The organism is Roseibaca sp. Y0-43 (genome assembly GCF_020667835.1).
In the GTDB taxonomy this organism is placed as follows: Bacteria; Pseudomonadota; Alphaproteobacteria; order Rhodobacterales; family Rhodobacteraceae; genus Roseinatronobacter.
The window spans coordinates 224,768-241,318 of the sequence record NZ_JAFMPR010000002.1; the positions used below are offsets into that span (position 1 = coordinate 224,768).

Sequence of the window (16,551 nt, forward strand, 5' to 3'; positions counted from 1 at the left end):
GCGCCTGTGGGGGCGCGGGCCTGTGTTGCTTAATCCGCCGTCAGCAAGGGCGGCTTGTTGCCGGTGATGCGCTTGGCGTCCGGGCCTTCCAGGTCCAGCACCAACTCGCCATCGCGCACGCGCACATGGACGACACCGCCCTTGGTCAGCTTGCCGAACAGCAGTTCTTCGGCCAAGGGCTTCTTGATGTGTTCCTGGATCACGCGGCCCAGCGGCCGCGCGCCCATCTTGTCATCATAGCCCTTCTCGCCCAGCCAATGCGCGGCCTCTTCCGACAGGTCGATCGTGACATTGCGGTCCAGAAGTTGCGCTTCCAGTTGCAGCACGAATTTCTCGACCACCTGCATGATGATGCTGCGGCCAAGCGGCGCGAAGCTGATGACCGCATCCAGACGGTTGCGGAATTCGGGCGTGAAGGTGCGCTCGATCGCGGCGGTATCCTCACCCTCGCGGCGGTCACGGGCAAAGCCGATGGCGGCCTTGGCCTGCTCTGCCGCGCCCGCGTTCGAGGTCATGATGAGGATCACGTTGCGGAAATTGACCGTGCGACCGTTATGGTCGGTCAACTGCCCGTGGTCCATGACCTGCAACAGGATGTTGTAGACATCCGGATGCGCCTTCTCGATCTCGTCCAAGAGCAGCACGCAATGCGGGTGCTGGTCGACACCATCGGTCAGCAGACCGCCCTGGTCGAAACCCACATACCCCGGAGGCGCGCCGATCAGGCGGCTGACGGCGTGTTTCTCCATGTATTCCGACATGTCGAACCGCAGCAGTTCCACGCCAAGGATGTCGGCCAATTGCTTGGCGACCTCGGTCTTGCCCACGCCGGTCGGACCCGCGAACAGGTAGTTGCCGATGGGTTTCTCCGGCTCGCGCAGGCCCGCGCGCGACAGTTTGATGGCAGATGCCAGCGCGTCGATGGCCCCGTCCTGCCCGAACACAACCCGCTTCAGCGAGCGTTCCAGATCGCGCAGCAGTTCCGCGTCGTCCTTGGTGACGTTCTTCGGCGGGATGCGGGCGATCTTGGCCACCACCGCCTCGATCTCTTTCGGAGAGATCGTCTTGCGGCGCTTCGACTCGGGCAGCAGGTGCTGCGCTGCTCCCGCCTCGTCGATCACGTCGATCGCCTTGTCGGGCAGCTTGCGGTCGTTGATGTAGCGCGCGGCCAGTTCCACGGCGGTCTTGATCGCGTCATTCGTATAACGAATGTCGTGATGTTCTTCGAAATAGGGCTTCAGACCCATCAGGATCTTGATGCTGTCCTCGACCGTCGGCTCGTTCACGTCAATCTTCTGGAAGCGCCGCGACAGGGCGCGGTCCTTCTCGAAATGCTGGCGGAATTCCTTGTAGGTCGTAGACCCCATGCAGCGCAGCTTGCCGCCTTGCAGCGCGGGTTTCAGCAGGTTCGACGCATCCATCGCGCCGCCGGATGTGGCACCTGCCCCGATGACCGTGTGGATTTCGTCGATGAACAGCACCGCGTCGGGATGATCCTCCAGCTCTTGCACAACGGCTTTCAGCCGCTCCTCGAAATCGCCCCGGTAGCGGGTGCCCGCCAGCAGCGCGCCCATGTCGAGCGAGTAGATGGTCGAGCCGGAGAGCACGTCCGGGGTTTCCCCTTCGACGATCTTCTTGGCCAGACCTTCGGCAATCGCGGTTTTGCCCACGCCAGGATCACCCACCAGCAGCGGGTTGTTCTTGCGGCGGCGGCACAGCACCTGGATGCAGCGCTCCACCTCGGCGGCACGGCCGATCAGCGGGTCCACATCGCCCTCGCGCGCCTTGGCGTTCAGGTCCACGCAATATTTGCCAAGCGCGGTTTCCTTCGCCTTGTCCTCTGCCTTGGCTTGTTCCGCCTGTTCTTCTTCGGCCCCCGTCACCGGGCGCTCTTCGCTGAACTGGCTGTTCTTGGCCACGCCATGGGCGATGAAATTCACCGCGTCATAGCGGGTCATGTCCTGTTCTTGCAGGAAATAGGCCGCGTTGGATTCGCGTTCGGCAAAGATCGCGACCAGCACATTCGCGCCGGTCACTTCGTTGCGGCCAGAGCTTTGCACATGGATGGCCGCGCGCTGGATAACGCGCTGGAAGGCCGCCGTCGGCACCGCTTCGGACCCTTCGATGTCGGTCACGAGGGATGACAGCTCATCCTCGATGAATTCCAGCAGGGTCGCGCGCAGCGTGTCCAGATCGACATTGCAGGCCTGCATGACACGTTTCGCGTCCGGCTCGTCGATCAGCGACAGCAGCAAATGTTCCAGCGTTGCGAATTCGTGCCGCCGGGCATTGGCCAAAGCCAGGGCTCCGTGGATGGATTGCTCCAGGGTGGTTGAGAAAGATGGCACGTCAGACGCTCCTGTTTCTGGATGGCGGCGGGGCCGAGCCTCGCATCACCATGTTCGCCTCATAGTGTTAAACTTCGGTTTTATTCCTCTTCCTTCAAGTGTTTTTTTGGGGAAAGCGGGCTTGCGGGCCGTCTTGTCGGGAAAAGTGATTAGAAACGGTCCTTGCGCGCGCGCAATTCGGCAAAGGCTTTGGCATCGCTGGCCCCGGCCATGCCAAGCGCGGCTTTCATCTGCGGATCGCTGGCGCGCAGGAAAGGGTTCGTGGCCTTTTCCTCGGCGATGGTCGCGATGGCCATCGGTTCGCCCTTGGCGCGCATCTCGTCCAGCTTGTCCATGCGTGCGGCCAGCGCCGGGTTCGCGGCATCGACGCTTTGCGCGAAGGCCGCGTTGCCGGCAAGGTAGTCATGGCCAGAGCAGACGCGGGTCTGGTCGGGCAGGGCAGTCAGCTTGGATAGGCTCGTCCACATCTGGTCGGCCGTCCCCTCGAACAGCCGCCCGCAGCCAAGCGCCATCAGGCTGTCGGCCGTAAAGACAAGCGCGCTTTGCGGGAAGTGAAAGGCGATATGGCCGATCGTGTGGCCCGACACGTCGAGGATTTCGGCCTCTTCGCCGCCAAAGGCCACGCGGTCGCCCTCTGCCAGCGCGAGGTCAAGCGGGGGCAGGCGGTGGGCATCGGCCTTGGCACCCCAGACCTCGGCCCCGGTGGCCGCGCGCAACTCTTCCACGCCGCCGATATGGTCGTTGTGGTGATGGGTAATCAGGATATGCGACAGCGCCCAGCCCGTGTCGGCCAAGGCGGCAAAGACCGGGCCGGCTTCGGGCACATCGACCACGGCGGTCTGGCCGCTGACCGCGTCATGCAGCAGGTAGGCGTAATTGTCGCTCAGGCAGCGCAGGGCAAGCAGTTCAAGGGGCATGGCGTTTTCCATCGCTTGGGGTATGGTCGACCCCAAGCTAGCGCGACCCTGCCGCCAGATCAAACGCGCGGCCAAGAGGACCGATATGCACCATGACGTGATCGCCCTGCGCGATTTCTATTATACCACGTCCTTGGGGCGGGCGGCGCAAAAGGCGTTGCGCGACCAGTGTTTGCTGCATTGGCCCGACCTTGCGGGCAAGGATGTGGCGGGGTTCGGCTTTGCGGTGCCGCTGTTGCGCCCGTGGCTTGCGCCCGCGCGGCGCGTGATCGCGCTGATGCCCGCGCAGCAAGGCGTCATGCATTGGCCGGCAGAGGCCGCGAACCATTCCGTCCTGACTGAGGAAACCAGCTGGCCGCTTGCGACCGATAGCATCGACCGGCTGGTGATGCTGCACGGGCTGGAAACCAGCGACCGGCCTGCGGCGCTGCTGGAAGAAGCCGCGCGCGTGCTGCGCGTGGGCGGCGAGGCGCTGTTCATCCTGCCCAACCGGTCGGGTCTGTGGGCGCGGATGGATGGCACGCCATTCGCGCTGGGGCGGCCTTATTCCAGCGGCCAGATCGCGACGCTCTTGCGCGATCACGGCTTCCAGATTTCCGACACGGGCGGCGCGCTGTTCTTTCCGCCGCGCGACACCCGCCGCTGGCTGCGATGGGCGATGTGGCTGGAGCGACTTGGCAGCCGCATGGTGCGGCTGCGGGCAGGCGGCGTTCTGGTGGTGCGCGCGCGCCGCGTGGCCGATACGCCGACAAGCGGGCTGGCCGTGAAGGACCGCCGCCCGCTGCGAATCCTCGACGGGGTGGCGCAACCGGCAGGCACACGTCCGGCCTGGCGCGACCAACGCTAGGAACCGCGGCAAAGAATCGTTTCCGCGGACAGGCCCGATGCGCGGTTTTTCGGCGCTCCAGGGCATGATAGCGCAAGCGCAAGATGCAATGGCGCAGCCAACATGCAGTTTTCGTCACGCTTTGGGCCCAACATGTGGCCTTGGCGGTTGCAGCATCAAAAGGGCTCTGCTAAACCCGCGCCGATTTCACATGCCGCGACAGCGTTGCACTTCTGGCATCGGGCCAGGGCGCAGGGTGCGGTGCAACCAGATGGAAGGGTGGACGTGTCCGAACCAGCTTCGATCTCCTCCGGCATCGCACAGCGCTATGCCACAGCCATTTTCGAGCTGTCGAAGGAAGCCAAGGCGCTGAAGGCGCTGGAAAACGATGTTGACGCGCTGGATGGCGCGCTGACCGACAGCGCAGAGCTGCGCGACCTGATTTCCTCGCCGATCTATTCCCGCGACGACGTGACCCGCGCGATCACCGCGCTGGGTGCGAAGATGAAACTGTCGCAAGCCGTGGCGGGCGGGCTTGGCCTGATGGCCAGCAAGCGCCGCATGTTTGCCTTGCCGCAGGTTCTGGCTGCCTTGCGCGCCATGATCGCGGAAGAAAAGGGCGAAGTCACAGCCGAAGTGACCTCTGCCAAGGCGCTGAGCAAGGCGCAGGAAGCCGAACTGGTCAAGACGCTGAAAGCGCGTGTTGGCAAAGAGATCAAACTGAAACTGGTCGTCGATGAATCGCTCATCGGCGGTCTTGTCATCAAGGTGGGCTCGCAAATGATCGACACGTCGATCCGCGCGCAGCTCGCGGCCCTCAAGAACAGCATGAAAGAGGTCGGATAAATGGGTATCCAAGCTGCTGAGATTTCTGCCATCCTGAAGGAGCAGATCAAGAACTTCGGTCAGGATGTCGAAGTCGCCGAAGTGGGCCGTGTGCTCTCGGTCGGTGACGGTATCGCCCGTGTGCATGGTCTGGACAATGTTCAGGCCGGCGAGATGGTCGAATTCCCCGGCGGTGTGCGCGGCATGGCGCTCAACCTCGAAGCCGACAACGTGGGTATCGTTATCTTCGGCGACGACCGCGGAATCAAGGAAGGCGACACCGTCAAGCGCACCAAGTCCATCGTGGACGTGCCGGTCGGCGACGAGCTGCTGGGCCGCGTTGTCGACGGCCTTGGCAACCCCATCGACGGCAAGGGCGAAATCAAGACCACCAAGCGTTCGGTCGCGGACGTGAAAGCCCCCGGCATCATCCCGCGTAAATCGGTGCATGAGCCGATGGCAACCGGTCTGAAATCCGTGGACGCAATGATCCCGGTTGGCCGTGGCCAGCGCGAATTGATCATTGGTGACCGTCAGACCGGCAAAACCGCCGTGGCGCTCGATACGATCCTGAACCAGAAATCCTACAACGAAGCCGCTGGCGACGACGAGAGCAAGAAGCTCTATTGCGTCTATGTCGCGATCGGTCAGAAGCGCTCGACCGTGGCACAGCTGGTGAAGAAGCTGGAAGAAACCGGCGCGATCGACTACACGATCGTGGTGGCTGCAACCGCATCCGACCCTGCACCGATGCAGTTCCTCGCGCCCTATGCCGCAACCGCAATGGCCGAGCATTTCCGCGACAACGGCCGCCACGCGCTGATCATCTATGATGACCTCTCTAAGCAGGCCGTGGCTTATCGCCAGATGTCGCTGCTGCTGCGCCGTCCGCCGGGCCGCGAAGCTTACCCCGGCGACGTGTTCTACCTGCACTCCCGCCTGCTGGAGCGTTCGGCCAAGCTGAACGAAGATCACGGCGCAGGTTCGCTGACCGCGTTGCCGATCATCGAAACGCAGGGCGGCGACGTGTCGGCCTTCATTCCGACCAACGTGATCTCGATCACCGACGGCCAGATCTTCCTTGAAACGGAACTGTTCTATCAGGGTATTCGTCCGGCTGTGAACACCGGTCTGTCGGTGTCTCGTGTGGGCTCGTCCGCACAGACCAATGCCATGAAGTCGGTCGCAGGCCCGGTGAAGCTGGAACTGGCGCAGTATCGCGAAATGGCGGCCTTTGCGCAGTTCGGTTCCGACCTGGATGCGTCGACCCAGAAACTGCTGAACCGTGGCGCACGCCTGACCGAGCTGATGAAGCAAGGCCAGTATTCGCCGATGACCAACGCGGAAATTGTCTGCGTCATCTATGCGGGCACGCAGGGCTATCTGGACAAGATCGCCGTCAAGGACGTGGGTCGCTACGAGGCTGGCCTGCTGGCGCATCTGCGCGGTAAGCACAAGGCGCTTCTGGACGACATGACCGTCAATGACCGCAAGGTGAAAGGCGAGTTGGAAGACAAGATCCGCGCAGCACTCGACGAATTCGCGAAAGATTTCGCCTGAGGGCGGTGAGAGGACAAGCGTATGCCTAGCCTCAAGGACCTAAAAAACAGGATCGAGAGCGTTAAATCGACGCGCAAGATCACCAAAGCCATGCAGATGGTCGCGGCGGCGAAACTTCGCCGCGCCCAGGATGCGGCAGAAGCCGCGCGGCCCTATGCCGACAAGATGGCCACGGTCGTCAACGGCCTTGCAGCGTCTGTTGCAGGGTCGGACACGGCGCCGAAACTGCTGGCGGGCACCGGCAGCGACAACACCCATCTGCTGGTTGTCATGACCGCAGAGCGGGGTCTGTGCGGTGGCTTCAACTCGTCCATCGTGAAGCTGGCGCGCGCACGGGCCAACAAGCTTCTCGCAGAGGGCAAGACCGTCAAGATCCTGACGGTCGGCAAGAAGGGCCGTGAACAGCTCAAGCGCGACCTGGGGGCGCATCTGGTCGCCCATATCGACCTGAGCGAGGTCAAGCGCGTGGGCTACCAGAACGCGGCGGATGTGGCGAACAAGGTGTTCGACATGTTCGACGCGGGCGAGTTCGACGTCGCGACCATCTTCTTCAACCGGTTTGAATCGGTCATCAGCCAGATCCCGACGGCCACGCAGGTCATTCCTGCCGTGATCGACGAAGAGGCAGAGGCCGGTGCGCTTTACGACTACGAACCGTCCGAAGAAGCGATCCTTGCGGACCTGCTGCCCCGCGCAGTGACCACCCAGATCTTCACCGCTCTTCTGGAAAACGGCGCCTCCGAGCAGGGCGCGCGGATGTCCGCTATGGACAACGCGACCCGCAACGCTGGCGACATGATCGACCGCTTGACCACCGAGTATAACCGCTCGCGTCAGGCCGCGATCACCAAAGAGCTTATCGAGATCATTTCGGGCGCCGAAGCGCTCTGACGAACCCGGAGAAAAAGACAATGGCTTCAAACGGCAAAATTGTGCAGGTCATCGGCGCCGTCGTCGACGTGCAGTTCGACGGCGATCTGCCGCCCATCCTGAACGCGCTGGAAACCGACAATAACGGCAAACGCCTTGTGCTGGAAGTTGCCCAGCACTTGGGCGAAAGCACCGTGCGCACCATCGCCATGGACGCGACCGAAGGACTGGTCCGTGGTCAGGCCGTGACCGACTCGGGCGAACCGATCATGGTTCCCGTGGGCGACGCAACCCTGGGCCGCATCCTGAACGTGGTCGGCGAGCCGGTGGACGAAGGCGCACCGCTGGAAGCCGCTGAAAAGCGCGCCATCCACCAGCCCGCCCCCGGTTTCGACGCGCAATCGACCGAGTCGGAAATCCTCGTCACCGGCATCAAGGTGATCGACCTGCTGGCCCCTTACTCGAAGGGCGGCAAGATCGGCCTGTTCGGTGGTGCTGGTGTGGGCAAGACCGTGCTCATCATGGAACTCATCAACAACATTGCGAAAGTGCACTCGGGTTTCTCGGTGTTCGCGGGTGTGGGTGAACGGACCCGTGAAGGGAACGACCTGTATCACGAGATGATCGAATCCGGCGTTATCAACATCGACAACCTGTCGGAATCGAAAGTGGCGCTGGTTTACGGCCAGATGAACGAACCGCCGGGTGCGCGTGCGCGTGTGGCCTTGACCGGTCTGACGCTGGCAGAACAGTTCCGCGACCAGTCGGGCACCGACGTGTTGTTCTTCGTGGACAACATCTTCCGCTTCACGCAGGCAGGCTCCGAGGTGTCGGCACTTCTGGGTCGTATCCCGTCCGCCGTGGGCTACCAGCCGACGCTGGCCACCGACATGGGCGCGCTTCAGGAACGCATCACCTCGACCAAAGCCGGGTCCATCACCTCGGTGCAGGCTATCTACGTGCCTGCGGACGACTTGACCGACCCTGCACCGGCGACCTCGTTTGCTCACCTCGACGCAACCACCGTGTTGTCGCGCGCGATTTCCGAACTGGGCATCTACCCGGCTGTGGACCCGCTCGATTCCAACTCGCGTATCCTCGACCCGCAGATCGTGGGCGAAGAGCATTACCAGGTGGCCCGCGACGTTCAGGGTATCTTGCAGCGCTACAAGTCGCTTCAGGACATCATCGCCATCCTTGGCATGGACGAACTGTCGGAAGAGGACAAGCTGACAGTGGCCCGCGCCCGGAAAATCCAGCGCTTCCTGTCGCAGCCCTTCGACGTGGCGAAAGTGTTCACCGGCTCTGACGGCATCCAGGTGCCGTTGGAGAAGACGATCGCGTCCTTCAAGGCCGTTGTCGCCGGCGAATATGACCACCTGCCGGAAGGTGCGTTCTACATGGTCGGTGACATCGACGATGTGATCGCCAAGGCAGAGAAGATGGCCGCAGCGGCCTAAGACGGGTCTTGGATATGGGGCGGTCCGCCGCCCCGATCCTGCCAAATGGAGGGCCGTATGGCTGATATGTTGCAATTCGATCTGGTCAGCCCAGAGCGCAAGCTGGCCTCGGGTCAGGCGCGGGCCGTGCAGATCCCCGGTGCCGATGGCGACCTGACCGCCATGCCCGACCACGCGCCCACCATCACCACTCTGCGCCCCGGCGTGCTGGTGGTCGAAGGGGCCAATGGCGAAGAGCGTTTCGTTGTGACTGGCGGTTTCGCCGAGATCAGCCCGGAAGCCACGACGGTTCTGGCCGAACGCGCTTTCCCGGCGGCTGGCGAAGAAGCCCGCACGGCACTGCAGGGCATCCTTGAAGAGGTGCGCGGCAAAGCCGGCTCCGCTTCGGGCGAGGATAAGGACGCGCTCGACAAGGCCGCCGATGATCTGATGCGGGTCATCGACGGGCTGTAAGCCGAGTATAGCATTTGCATTTGAAAACCCCGGTCCGAAAGGTCCGGGGTTTTTGTTTTGTCGCTGGAACTGGCGCGGAATCAAGCGCGAAGCGCGCCGCGCCATCGGCGGGCCGTCCCGCGGCCTGCCGATTGGTTGATCAATACGCGTAGCTATGGCGTTCGACGGACATGGCAGCCATAAAGCGCACAGGCTCGAAGGCAGGATCGGCAGTCCCCGGCCCGCCGACGGCGCGGCGCGGGCCGGTTTTGTTTGTGACGCACCTGCCTTAGCCCAGAACGACCAACGCGTGCCGCTTCTTGCCCGCCGACAGCTTCATCGGTTCCGCCAGTGCTGCCGCATCGACCATCTGGCCCGCATCGCTGACGGCGACGTCATTGGCTTTTGCTCCGCCCTCGGCAATCAAGCGTTTTGCCTCTTTGCCCGAAGAGGCGAGCCCCGCGCGCACGAAAAGCTGCGCCATCGACACCCCGTCGCCCAGATCGGCGGGCGAGAGGGTCAGCGTCGGCAAATCGTCGCCCGCGCCGCCCTTCTCGAACACCTCGCGCGCGGTTGCCTCTGCCGCCGCCGCGGCCTCGGCGCCGTGGCAGAGCGTCGTCACCTCGTTGGCAAGGATGATCTTCGCCGCGTTGATCTCGGACCCTTCCAGCGCACCCAGACGGTCGCATTCCGCAACCGGCAATTCGGTGTAAAGCTTCAGGAATCGGCCCACATCGGCATCGGTCGTGTTGCGCCAGAATTGCCAGAATTCATAAGGGCTCAGCATATCGGCATTCAGCCAGATCGCACCGCCTTGGGACTTGCCCATCTTGCGCCCGTCCGAGGTCGTCAGCAAAGGCGTGGTCAGCCCGAAAATCTGGGTATCGGCCATGCGCCGGGCAAGGTCGATCCCGTTCACGATATTACCCCACTGGTCCGACCCGCCCATCTGCAACAGGCAGCCATGGCGGCGATTGATTTCAACGAAATCATAGGCTTGCAGGATCATGTAGTTGAATTCGAGAAAGCTCAGCGACTGCTCGCGGTCCAGCCGCGATTTCACGCTCTCGAAGCTCAGCATCCGGTTGACAGAGAAATGCCGCCCCACATCGCGAAGGAAATCGAGGTAGTTCAACCCGTCCAGCCATTCGGCGTTATTGAGCATGATCGCGCCATCGGGCGCATCGTCATAGCGCAGATACTTGGCAAAAACCGCCTGCATCCCCTTGATATTGCTGTCAATCGCGGCCGCGTCCAGAAGCGGGCGTTCTTCCGACCGAAACGAAGGGTCGCCCACCTTGGTCGTGCCGCCGCCCATCAGCGTGATCGGCTTGTGCCCGGTTTTCTGCAACCAGCGCAGCAGCATGATGTTCAGCAAATGCCCCACATGCAGCGATTTCGCCGTCGCGTCATAGCCGATATAGGCGGGCACGACGCCTTTCAAAAGCGCTTCGTCCAGCCCTTGCAGATCGGTGCAATCGGCCAGAAAGCCGCGCTCGATCAGGGTTATCAGGAAATCCGATTTCGGCTTGTAGGTCATTTTCGCTTGTCCCGGACAACAGATTGCGCGTTTCTATACGCGTGGCGGCGGACAAGGGAAAGCCCATGTTGAAACAACAGGTCACGCGGGCCTTGGGGCTGATGTCGGGCACATCGCTGGACGGGGTCGATGCCGCGGTGCTGGACACGGATGGAGAGGTGATCCACGGCTTCGGCCCGACCGCGTTCCGTCCCTACAGGCCAGACGAGCGCGCGGCGCTCTTCGCGGCCCAAGGGCTTTGGCCCGGCGATCCGGGGGTCGAGCCGGTTGCTGAACTGATCGAGACCGCCCATGCCGAGGTGATGGCGCGGTTTTCCGGCATCCAGATCGTAGGCTTTCACGGCCAGACCCTGGCGCATGACCCGGCCGGGCGGCGCACGCATCAGGCCGGGTCGGGCGCGGTTCTGGCGCTGGTGTCTGGCCTGCCGGTCGTGTGGGATTTCCGCAGCTCCGACATGCAACTGGGCGGGCAGGGGGCACCCTTGGCCCCGTTCTACCATTTCGCATTGGCCAAGTATCTGAAGGCCGACGCGCCGGTCGCCTTTCTGAACTTGGGCGGTGTCGGCAACCTGACTTATGTGGACCCAAGCTTTGACCGGCCCGAAGACCCCGGCGCGCTGCTGGCTTTTGACACGGGCGTCGCAAACGCGCCCATGGACGACCTTTGCCAGACCCGCCTTGGCCAGCCGCGCGACACGGGCGGCGCGCTGGCGGCCCAAGGCACGACGGATGACGCCATTGTCGCGGGATACCTGGCCGAGGGGTATTTCCGGCGCATCCCGCCCAAATCGCTGGACCGCGCGACGGACCTTGTGACCCGCGTGGCCCATCTGGACACGCCCGATGCGCTGGCCACGCTATCAGCCTGCGCGGCGGGCGCGGTGGCGGCGGGCTTTGAACACTTGCCTGACGCCCCTTCGCGCCTGTTGGTCTGCGGCGGCGGGCGGCACAACCCGGACCTGATGCGCCGGATCGCGGCGCTGGTGCCGTCAGACGTTGTCTCGGTCGATGATCTGGGCCTGAGTGGCGACATGCTGGAAGCGCAAGCCTTCGCCCATCTGGCGGTGCGGGTCGCACGCGGCTTGCCTACATCCTGCCCCGGCACCACGGGCGTGGCGGCGGCAGTGGGGGGCGGACAGATCAGCCATCCTTGACGAAGCACGCGCAAAACGTCCATCAAAGAATAAAACCTACAGGGAGTAACGAAATGAAAAAACTGCTGATGACGACCGCGCTTCTGGCGCTGGCCAGCACGGCGCAGGCCGAGGTGAAGGTCGGCATGATTACCACGCTCTCGGGCGGCGGCGCGGGTCTGGGGATTGACGTGCGCGACGGCTTCTTGCTGGCGCTGGCGCAATCGGGCCGCGACGATATCGAGCTGGTGGTCGAGGATGACCAGCAAAAGCCCGACATCGCCGTGCAACTGGCCGACAAGATGATCCAGTCCGACCGCGTGGATGTGATGACGGGCATCATCTTCTCGAACCTCGCCATGGCCGTGATCCCGGCGGCGGTCAATCAGGGCGTGGTTTATCTGTCGCCCAATGCGGGCCCGTCGCAACTGGCCGGGCGCGGCTGTCATCCGAATTATTTCAACGTCGCATGGCAGAATGACAACCTGCACGAAGCGGCGGGTGCCTATGCCAATACGGCGGGCTATGCCAACAGCTTCATCCTTGCGCCGAATTACCCGGCGGGCCAAGACGCGCTGACAGGCTACAAGCGCATGTATGAAGGCGCGCTTGCGGGCGAGATCTACACGCAACTGGGCCAGACCGATTACGCGGCCGAAATTGCGCAGATCCGCGCGTCGGGCGCCGATAGCGTTTTCTTCTTCCTGCCCGGCGGCATGGGCATTTCGTTCCTGAAACAATATGCCGATAGCGGGGTGGATATTCCGGTGGTAGGGCCCGCCTTCAGCTTTGACCAAGGCATTCTACAAGCGGTGGGCGAAGCGGCGCTGGGGGTTGTCAACACCTCGCAATGGTCGAAAGACATCGACATTCCGGTGAACGCGGCCTTTGTCGAAAGCTTTCAGGCCGAATACGGGCGGCTGCCCTCGCTTTATGCCAGCCAAGGGTTCGACACGGCGAACCTGCTGATCTCGGCGCTGGAAAAGGCCGACCCGTCGGATAACGCCGCCTTCCGCGCCGCGCTGCGCGAGGCGGATTTCGACAGCACCCGCGGCGAATTCCGCTTCGGGCCGAACCAGCACCCGATCCAGACCATCTACGCGCGCGAGGTCATCCGCGAAGGCGATGTCTTCACCAACCGCATCATCGGGGTCGCGCTGGAAGATCATGCCGACGCCTATGCGGCAGAGTGCCAGATGGATTAAGCCCCAGGCGCCCCGGCCTTGAGCCGGGGCCTTGCCGGCCGCGCGGTCGGTGCGAGGTCCGCAAGGTCCCGGATCAAGCCCGGGACGGGAAGCCCTGTCATGTCAACGATCCTCATCATCGAACAGGTTCTGAACGGCCTGCAATCCGGCGTCATGCTGTTCCTGATGGCAGCGGGCCTGACGCTGATTTTCGGCGTCATGGGGTTGATAAACCTCGCCCATGGCTCGCTTTACATGGTGGGCGCGTTTGCAGCGGCCGCCGTTGCGGGGGCCACGGGATCGTTCCTGCTGGCGCTTCTAGGCGCGCTTGTGGCCGCCGCCGTCGCGGGCGTTCTGGTGGAAATGCTGGTCATCCGCCGCCTTTATGCCGCCGACCATCTGGACCAGGTGCTCGCGACCTTCGCGCTGATCCTGATTTTTTCCGAAGGCACGCGGCTGATTTTCGGGTCGTTCCCGCTTTATCTGGACATCCCCGACTGGCTGTCCGGCCCCGTCACGCTGCCGGGCGGCATTCAATACCCGCTTTACCGGCTGGCGCTGATCGGCGCGGGGCTGGCGGTGGCGCTGACGCTTTGGGCGCTGATCGAGCGCACGCGCATCGGCATCCAGATCCGTGCGGGCGAGAATGACCGCGAGATGATCGCGGCTCTTGGTGTTGATATATCAAGGCTTTACACGCTGATCTTCGCCTTGGGTGCCGCGCTTGCCGGGCTGGCCGGGGCCCTAGTGGGCGCGATCCAGTCGGTGCAGGTCGGCATGGGAGAGCCGGTGCTGATCTTGGCCTTCGTCACCATCGTCATCGGCGGCATCGGGTCGATCAAGGGGGCGTTTGTGGGCGCTCTCCTTGTGGGGCTGACGCAAACCCTTGGCAGCGTCTTTCTGCCCGCCTTCTTCCGCCTGTTTCTGGACCCCGCCACGGCCATGTCGGTGGGATCGTCGCTCGCCAACATGGCGGTCTATATCCTGATGAGCCTTGTGCTGATCTTCCGCCCCACCGGCCTGATGGGCGCGCGCGCATGATCCGCGAGCGCCATCTGAACATCCTGCTGCTGGCCGGGTTTTTGGCCGTGCCGCTCTATGCGCTTGCGGTCGATGAGCCGTTTACCATCACGCTCGCCACCCGCGCCGCAATCCTGGCGCTTGCTGCTGTGGGGCTGAACATCGCGCTTGGCTGGGGCGGGCTGGTCAGCTTCGGCCATGCCGCGTTTTTCGGGATCGGCGGCTACAGCATGGGCATTCTGGCCTTTCATGCGCAGAATTACATGCCGCTCGATCTGGGCTTCGCGGTGCTGGAGGGCACGAAATCCATGCCGGTTATCTGGCTGGTGGCGACCCTCACCTCGGCCCTTGCCGCGCTTGCCATCGGGGCGCTCAGCCTGCGCACGAGCGGGGTCTATTTCATCATGATAACCCTCGCCTTCGCGCAGATGTTTTATTACTTCGCGATCTCTTGGTCGCGCTATGGCGGAGAGGACGGGATTTCCATCTATGTCCGAAATGAGTTTCCGGGGCTGAACACGCTCGCGCCCATCCAGTTCTTCGGCCTGTGTTTCGCGGCGCTTCTGCTGGCGCTGTGGCTGAACGCGCGGCTTGTGGCCTCGCCCTTCGGGCTGGCGCTGAACGCGGCGCGCCAAGTGCCGGTGCGGGTGCAAACCGTGGGGCTGGACCCAACCCGGCTGAAGCTGGTGGCCTTTGTCATCTCCGGCGCGATCACGGGGCTGGCGGGCGCGCTGTTTGCCGACCTGAACCGCTTTGTCAGCCCGTCCATGTTCAGCTGGCACCTGTCGGGCGAATTGATCGTGCTGATTATCTTGGGCGGTGTCGGGCGGTTGATGGGGCCGGTCATTGGCGCAATCCTGTTCGTGGCGCTTGACCATATCCTTGGCGGCTGGACCACGCATTGGCATATCGCGCTGGGGGCGATCCTTCTGGGCGTGGTGCTGTTCGCGCGCGGCGGTGTGATCGGGCTTTTGTGCGGGCCAAAGGGGCAGGCATGAGCGAAATTGTTCTGGAAACCTGTGGCATCACCAAGTCCTTCGGCAATCTGCGGGCCAGCGACGGCATTTCCATCGACCTGCGCGCGGGCGAAATCCATGCCGTGATCGGGCCGAACGGGGCGGGCAAATCGACACTCATTCACCAGATCAGCGGCGGGTTGCGGCCCGATGCGGGGCAGGTCTGGCTGAATGGGCGCGATGTGACCGCCTTGGCCACGCCCGCCCGCGCGCGGCTTGGGCTGGGGCGCACATTCCAGATTTCGGCGCTGGCGATGGAAGACACGGTGCTGGAAAACGTGCTTCTGGGCGCATTGGGGGCCAGCGGGCGGGTGTGGCGGTTCTGGTCGCAGGTCATGGCGGACCGCGCCTTGCGCGAGCGGGCAGAGGCGGCGCTCGCGCGTGTGGGCCTGAGCGAGCAGATGCACACCCGGACCTCGGCGCTCAGCCATGGCCAGCGGCGGCAGCTAGAGGTCGCGGTGGCGCTGACCCTGCGCCCGCGCGCCTTTGTCATGGACGAACCCATGGCGGGGCTGGGTGCCGAAGGGTCGAAGACGCTCACGGGCTTTCTGGACGGGCTGCGGGCCGAAGCGCCGATCCTTCTGGTAGAGCATGACATGGACGCGGTTTTCGCGCTTGCGGACCGCATCAGCGTGCTGGTTTACGGTCGCATCATCGCCACCGGCAGCGTTGACGACATTCGCGCCAACCCCGAGGTGCGCGAAGCCTATCTGGGGGACGGGGCATGACGCTTCTGCGTGTCGAAAATCTGACCGCCAGCTATGGCGCGTCACAGGCGCTGTTCGGGGTGGATTTCACGCTGGCAGAGGGCGAGGTTCTGGCGCTGATGGGCCGCAACGGCATGGGCAAAACCACCACCGTCAAGGCCATCTGCCGCATGATCCCGTCGCAAGGCGGGCTGCATTTCGCGGGCCAGAACCTGCATCACCTGCCCAGCTTTCGCGCGGCCCGCTTTGGGCTGGGGCTGGTGCCAGAAGGGCGGCGCTGTTTTGCCAGCCTGACCGTGGCCGAGAACCTGATCGCCGCCGCGCGGCCCGGCCATTGGACCATGGCGCGGGTGACAGAGCTGTTGCCGCGCTTGGGCGAGCGGACGGGCCAGCGCGCGGCCTCGCTGTCGGGGGGCGAGCAGCAGATGCTGGCCATTGGCCGCGCGCTGATGACCAACCCACGCTTGCTGATCTTGGATGAAGCGACCGAAGGGCTGGCCCCACTGATCCGCGCCGAGATCTGGGCCACCATTGCCCAATTGAAACACGACAGCGGCATGTCGATCCTTGTCATCGACAAATCACTGCGGGAACTGGGGCAAGTGGCCGATAGCGCGGTCATCTTGGCACGCGGCAAAACCGTGTGGTCGGGCGCTATGGAGGATCTGAGCGCCGATGTGTCGGAAGCGTATATCGGCGTCTAGCAGGGCAGG

At 63.6% G+C, this 16,551-nt stretch carries 15 protein-coding genes; 12 read left to right on the top strand and 3 right to left on the bottom strand.

Annotated elements, in window-relative coordinates; all coding sequences use genetic code 11:
• Nucleotides 1-29: 29 nt before the first annotated feature.
• Together clpA and gloB are read right to left on the bottom strand one after the other, a co-directional pair.
• A complete protein-coding gene (clpA, locus tag J1C52_RS03395; protein WP_227426520.1) occupies nt 30-2,348 on the bottom strand; it encodes an ATP-dependent Clp protease ATP-binding subunit ClpA in 2,319 nt (772 codons plus the stop codon).
• A gap of 149 nt (nt 2,349-2,497) precedes the next feature.
• Nucleotides 2,498-3,265 carry a hydroxyacylglutathione hydrolase gene (gloB, locus tag J1C52_RS03400; RefSeq protein ID WP_227426521.1) on the bottom strand — a complete coding sequence of 256 codons (768 nt, stop codon included), beginning with the start codon at nt 3,263-3,265 and terminating at the stop codon, nt 2,498-2,500.
• 85 nt (nt 3,266-3,350) lie between these two features.
• Between gloB and J1C52_RS03405 the strand changes: the two genes are divergently transcribed.
• From J1C52_RS03405 to J1C52_RS03430, 6 genes are all read left to right on the top strand, one after another.
• Complete coding sequence (locus tag J1C52_RS03405) at nt 3,351-4,112, top strand: methyltransferase domain-containing protein (RefSeq protein WP_227426665.1); 762 nt, start codon at nt 3,351-3,353, stop codon at nt 4,110-4,112.
• A gap of 258 nt (nt 4,113-4,370) precedes the next feature.
• Nucleotides 4,371-4,937 carry a F0F1 ATP synthase subunit delta gene (locus J1C52_RS03410; RefSeq protein ID WP_227426522.1) on the top strand — a complete coding sequence of 189 codons (567 nt, stop codon included), beginning with the start codon at nt 4,371-4,373 and terminating at the stop codon, nt 4,935-4,937.
• Nucleotides 4,938-6,476 carry a F0F1 ATP synthase subunit alpha gene (atpA, locus tag J1C52_RS03415; RefSeq protein WP_227426523.1) on the top strand — a complete coding sequence of 513 codons (1,539 nt, stop codon included), beginning with the start codon at nt 4,938-4,940 and terminating at the stop codon, nt 6,474-6,476.
• A 21-nt stretch (nt 6,477-6,497) separates the two neighbouring features.
• The gene (locus J1C52_RS03420) at nt 6,498-7,367 is read left to right on the top strand and encodes a F0F1 ATP synthase subunit gamma (protein WP_227426524.1); all 870 of its coding nucleotides are present in this window, start codon (nt 6,498-6,500) and stop codon (nt 7,365-7,367) included.
• 20 nt (nt 7,368-7,387) lie between these two features.
• Nucleotides 7,388-8,806, top strand: a complete 1,419-nt coding sequence (gene atpD / locus J1C52_RS03425; protein WP_227426525.1) for a F0F1 ATP synthase subunit beta — start codon at nt 7,388-7,390, stop codon at nt 8,804-8,806.
• A gap of 57 nt (nt 8,807-8,863) precedes the next feature.
• Complete coding sequence (locus tag J1C52_RS03430; RefSeq protein WP_227426526.1) at nt 8,864-9,259, top strand: F0F1 ATP synthase subunit epsilon; 396 nt, start codon at nt 8,864-8,866, stop codon at nt 9,257-9,259.
• 268 nt (nt 9,260-9,527) lie between these two features.
• Here the strand turns inward: J1C52_RS03430 and tyrS are convergent, their stop codons facing one another.
• Nucleotides 9,528-10,778 (bottom strand): tyrosine--tRNA ligase, encoded by a 1,251-nt coding sequence (gene tyrS / locus J1C52_RS03435; RefSeq protein ID WP_227426527.1) that lies wholly within the window; start codon nt 10,776-10,778, stop codon nt 9,528-9,530.
• 65 nt (nt 10,779-10,843) lie between these two features.
• On the opposite strand from tyrS, the gene J1C52_RS03440 reads away from it, so the two are divergent.
• The 6 genes from J1C52_RS03440 (at nt 10,844) to J1C52_RS03465 (ending at nt 16,542) form a co-directional block, all read left to right on the top strand.
• Complete coding sequence (locus J1C52_RS03440; RefSeq protein WP_227426528.1) at nt 10,844-11,932, top strand: anhydro-N-acetylmuramic acid kinase; 1,089 nt, start codon at nt 10,844-10,846, stop codon at nt 11,930-11,932.
• A gap of 53 nt (nt 11,933-11,985) precedes the next feature.
• Nucleotides 11,986-13,116: an ABC transporter substrate-binding protein gene (locus tag J1C52_RS03445; protein WP_227426529.1), complete on the top strand. Its 1,131-nt coding sequence runs from the start codon at nt 11,986-11,988 to the stop codon at nt 13,114-13,116.
• Between the two features lie 99 nt (nt 13,117-13,215).
• Nucleotides 13,216-14,136 carry a branched-chain amino acid ABC transporter permease gene (locus tag J1C52_RS03450; protein WP_227426530.1) on the top strand — a complete coding sequence of 307 codons (921 nt, stop codon included), beginning with the start codon at nt 13,216-13,218 and terminating at the stop codon, nt 14,134-14,136.
• Nucleotides 14,133-15,113: a branched-chain amino acid ABC transporter permease gene (locus tag J1C52_RS03455; RefSeq protein WP_227426531.1), complete on the top strand. Its 981-nt coding sequence runs from the start codon at nt 14,133-14,135 to the stop codon at nt 15,111-15,113. Before J1C52_RS03450 ends, J1C52_RS03455 begins: the two co-directional genes overlap by 4 nt.
• The gene (locus J1C52_RS03460) at nt 15,110-15,859 is read left to right on the top strand and encodes an ABC transporter ATP-binding protein (protein WP_227426532.1); all 750 of its coding nucleotides are present in this window, start codon (nt 15,110-15,112) and stop codon (nt 15,857-15,859) included. Before J1C52_RS03455 ends, J1C52_RS03460 begins: the two co-directional genes overlap by 4 nt.
• Nucleotides 15,856-16,542, top strand: coding sequence for an ABC transporter ATP-binding protein (locus J1C52_RS03465; protein ID WP_227426533.1), 687 nt, complete (start codon nt 15,856-15,858; stop codon nt 16,540-16,542). The genes J1C52_RS03460 and J1C52_RS03465 overlap by 4 nt, the downstream gene beginning before the upstream one ends.
• The last annotated feature ends 9 nt before the right edge of the window (nt 16,543-16,551 follow it).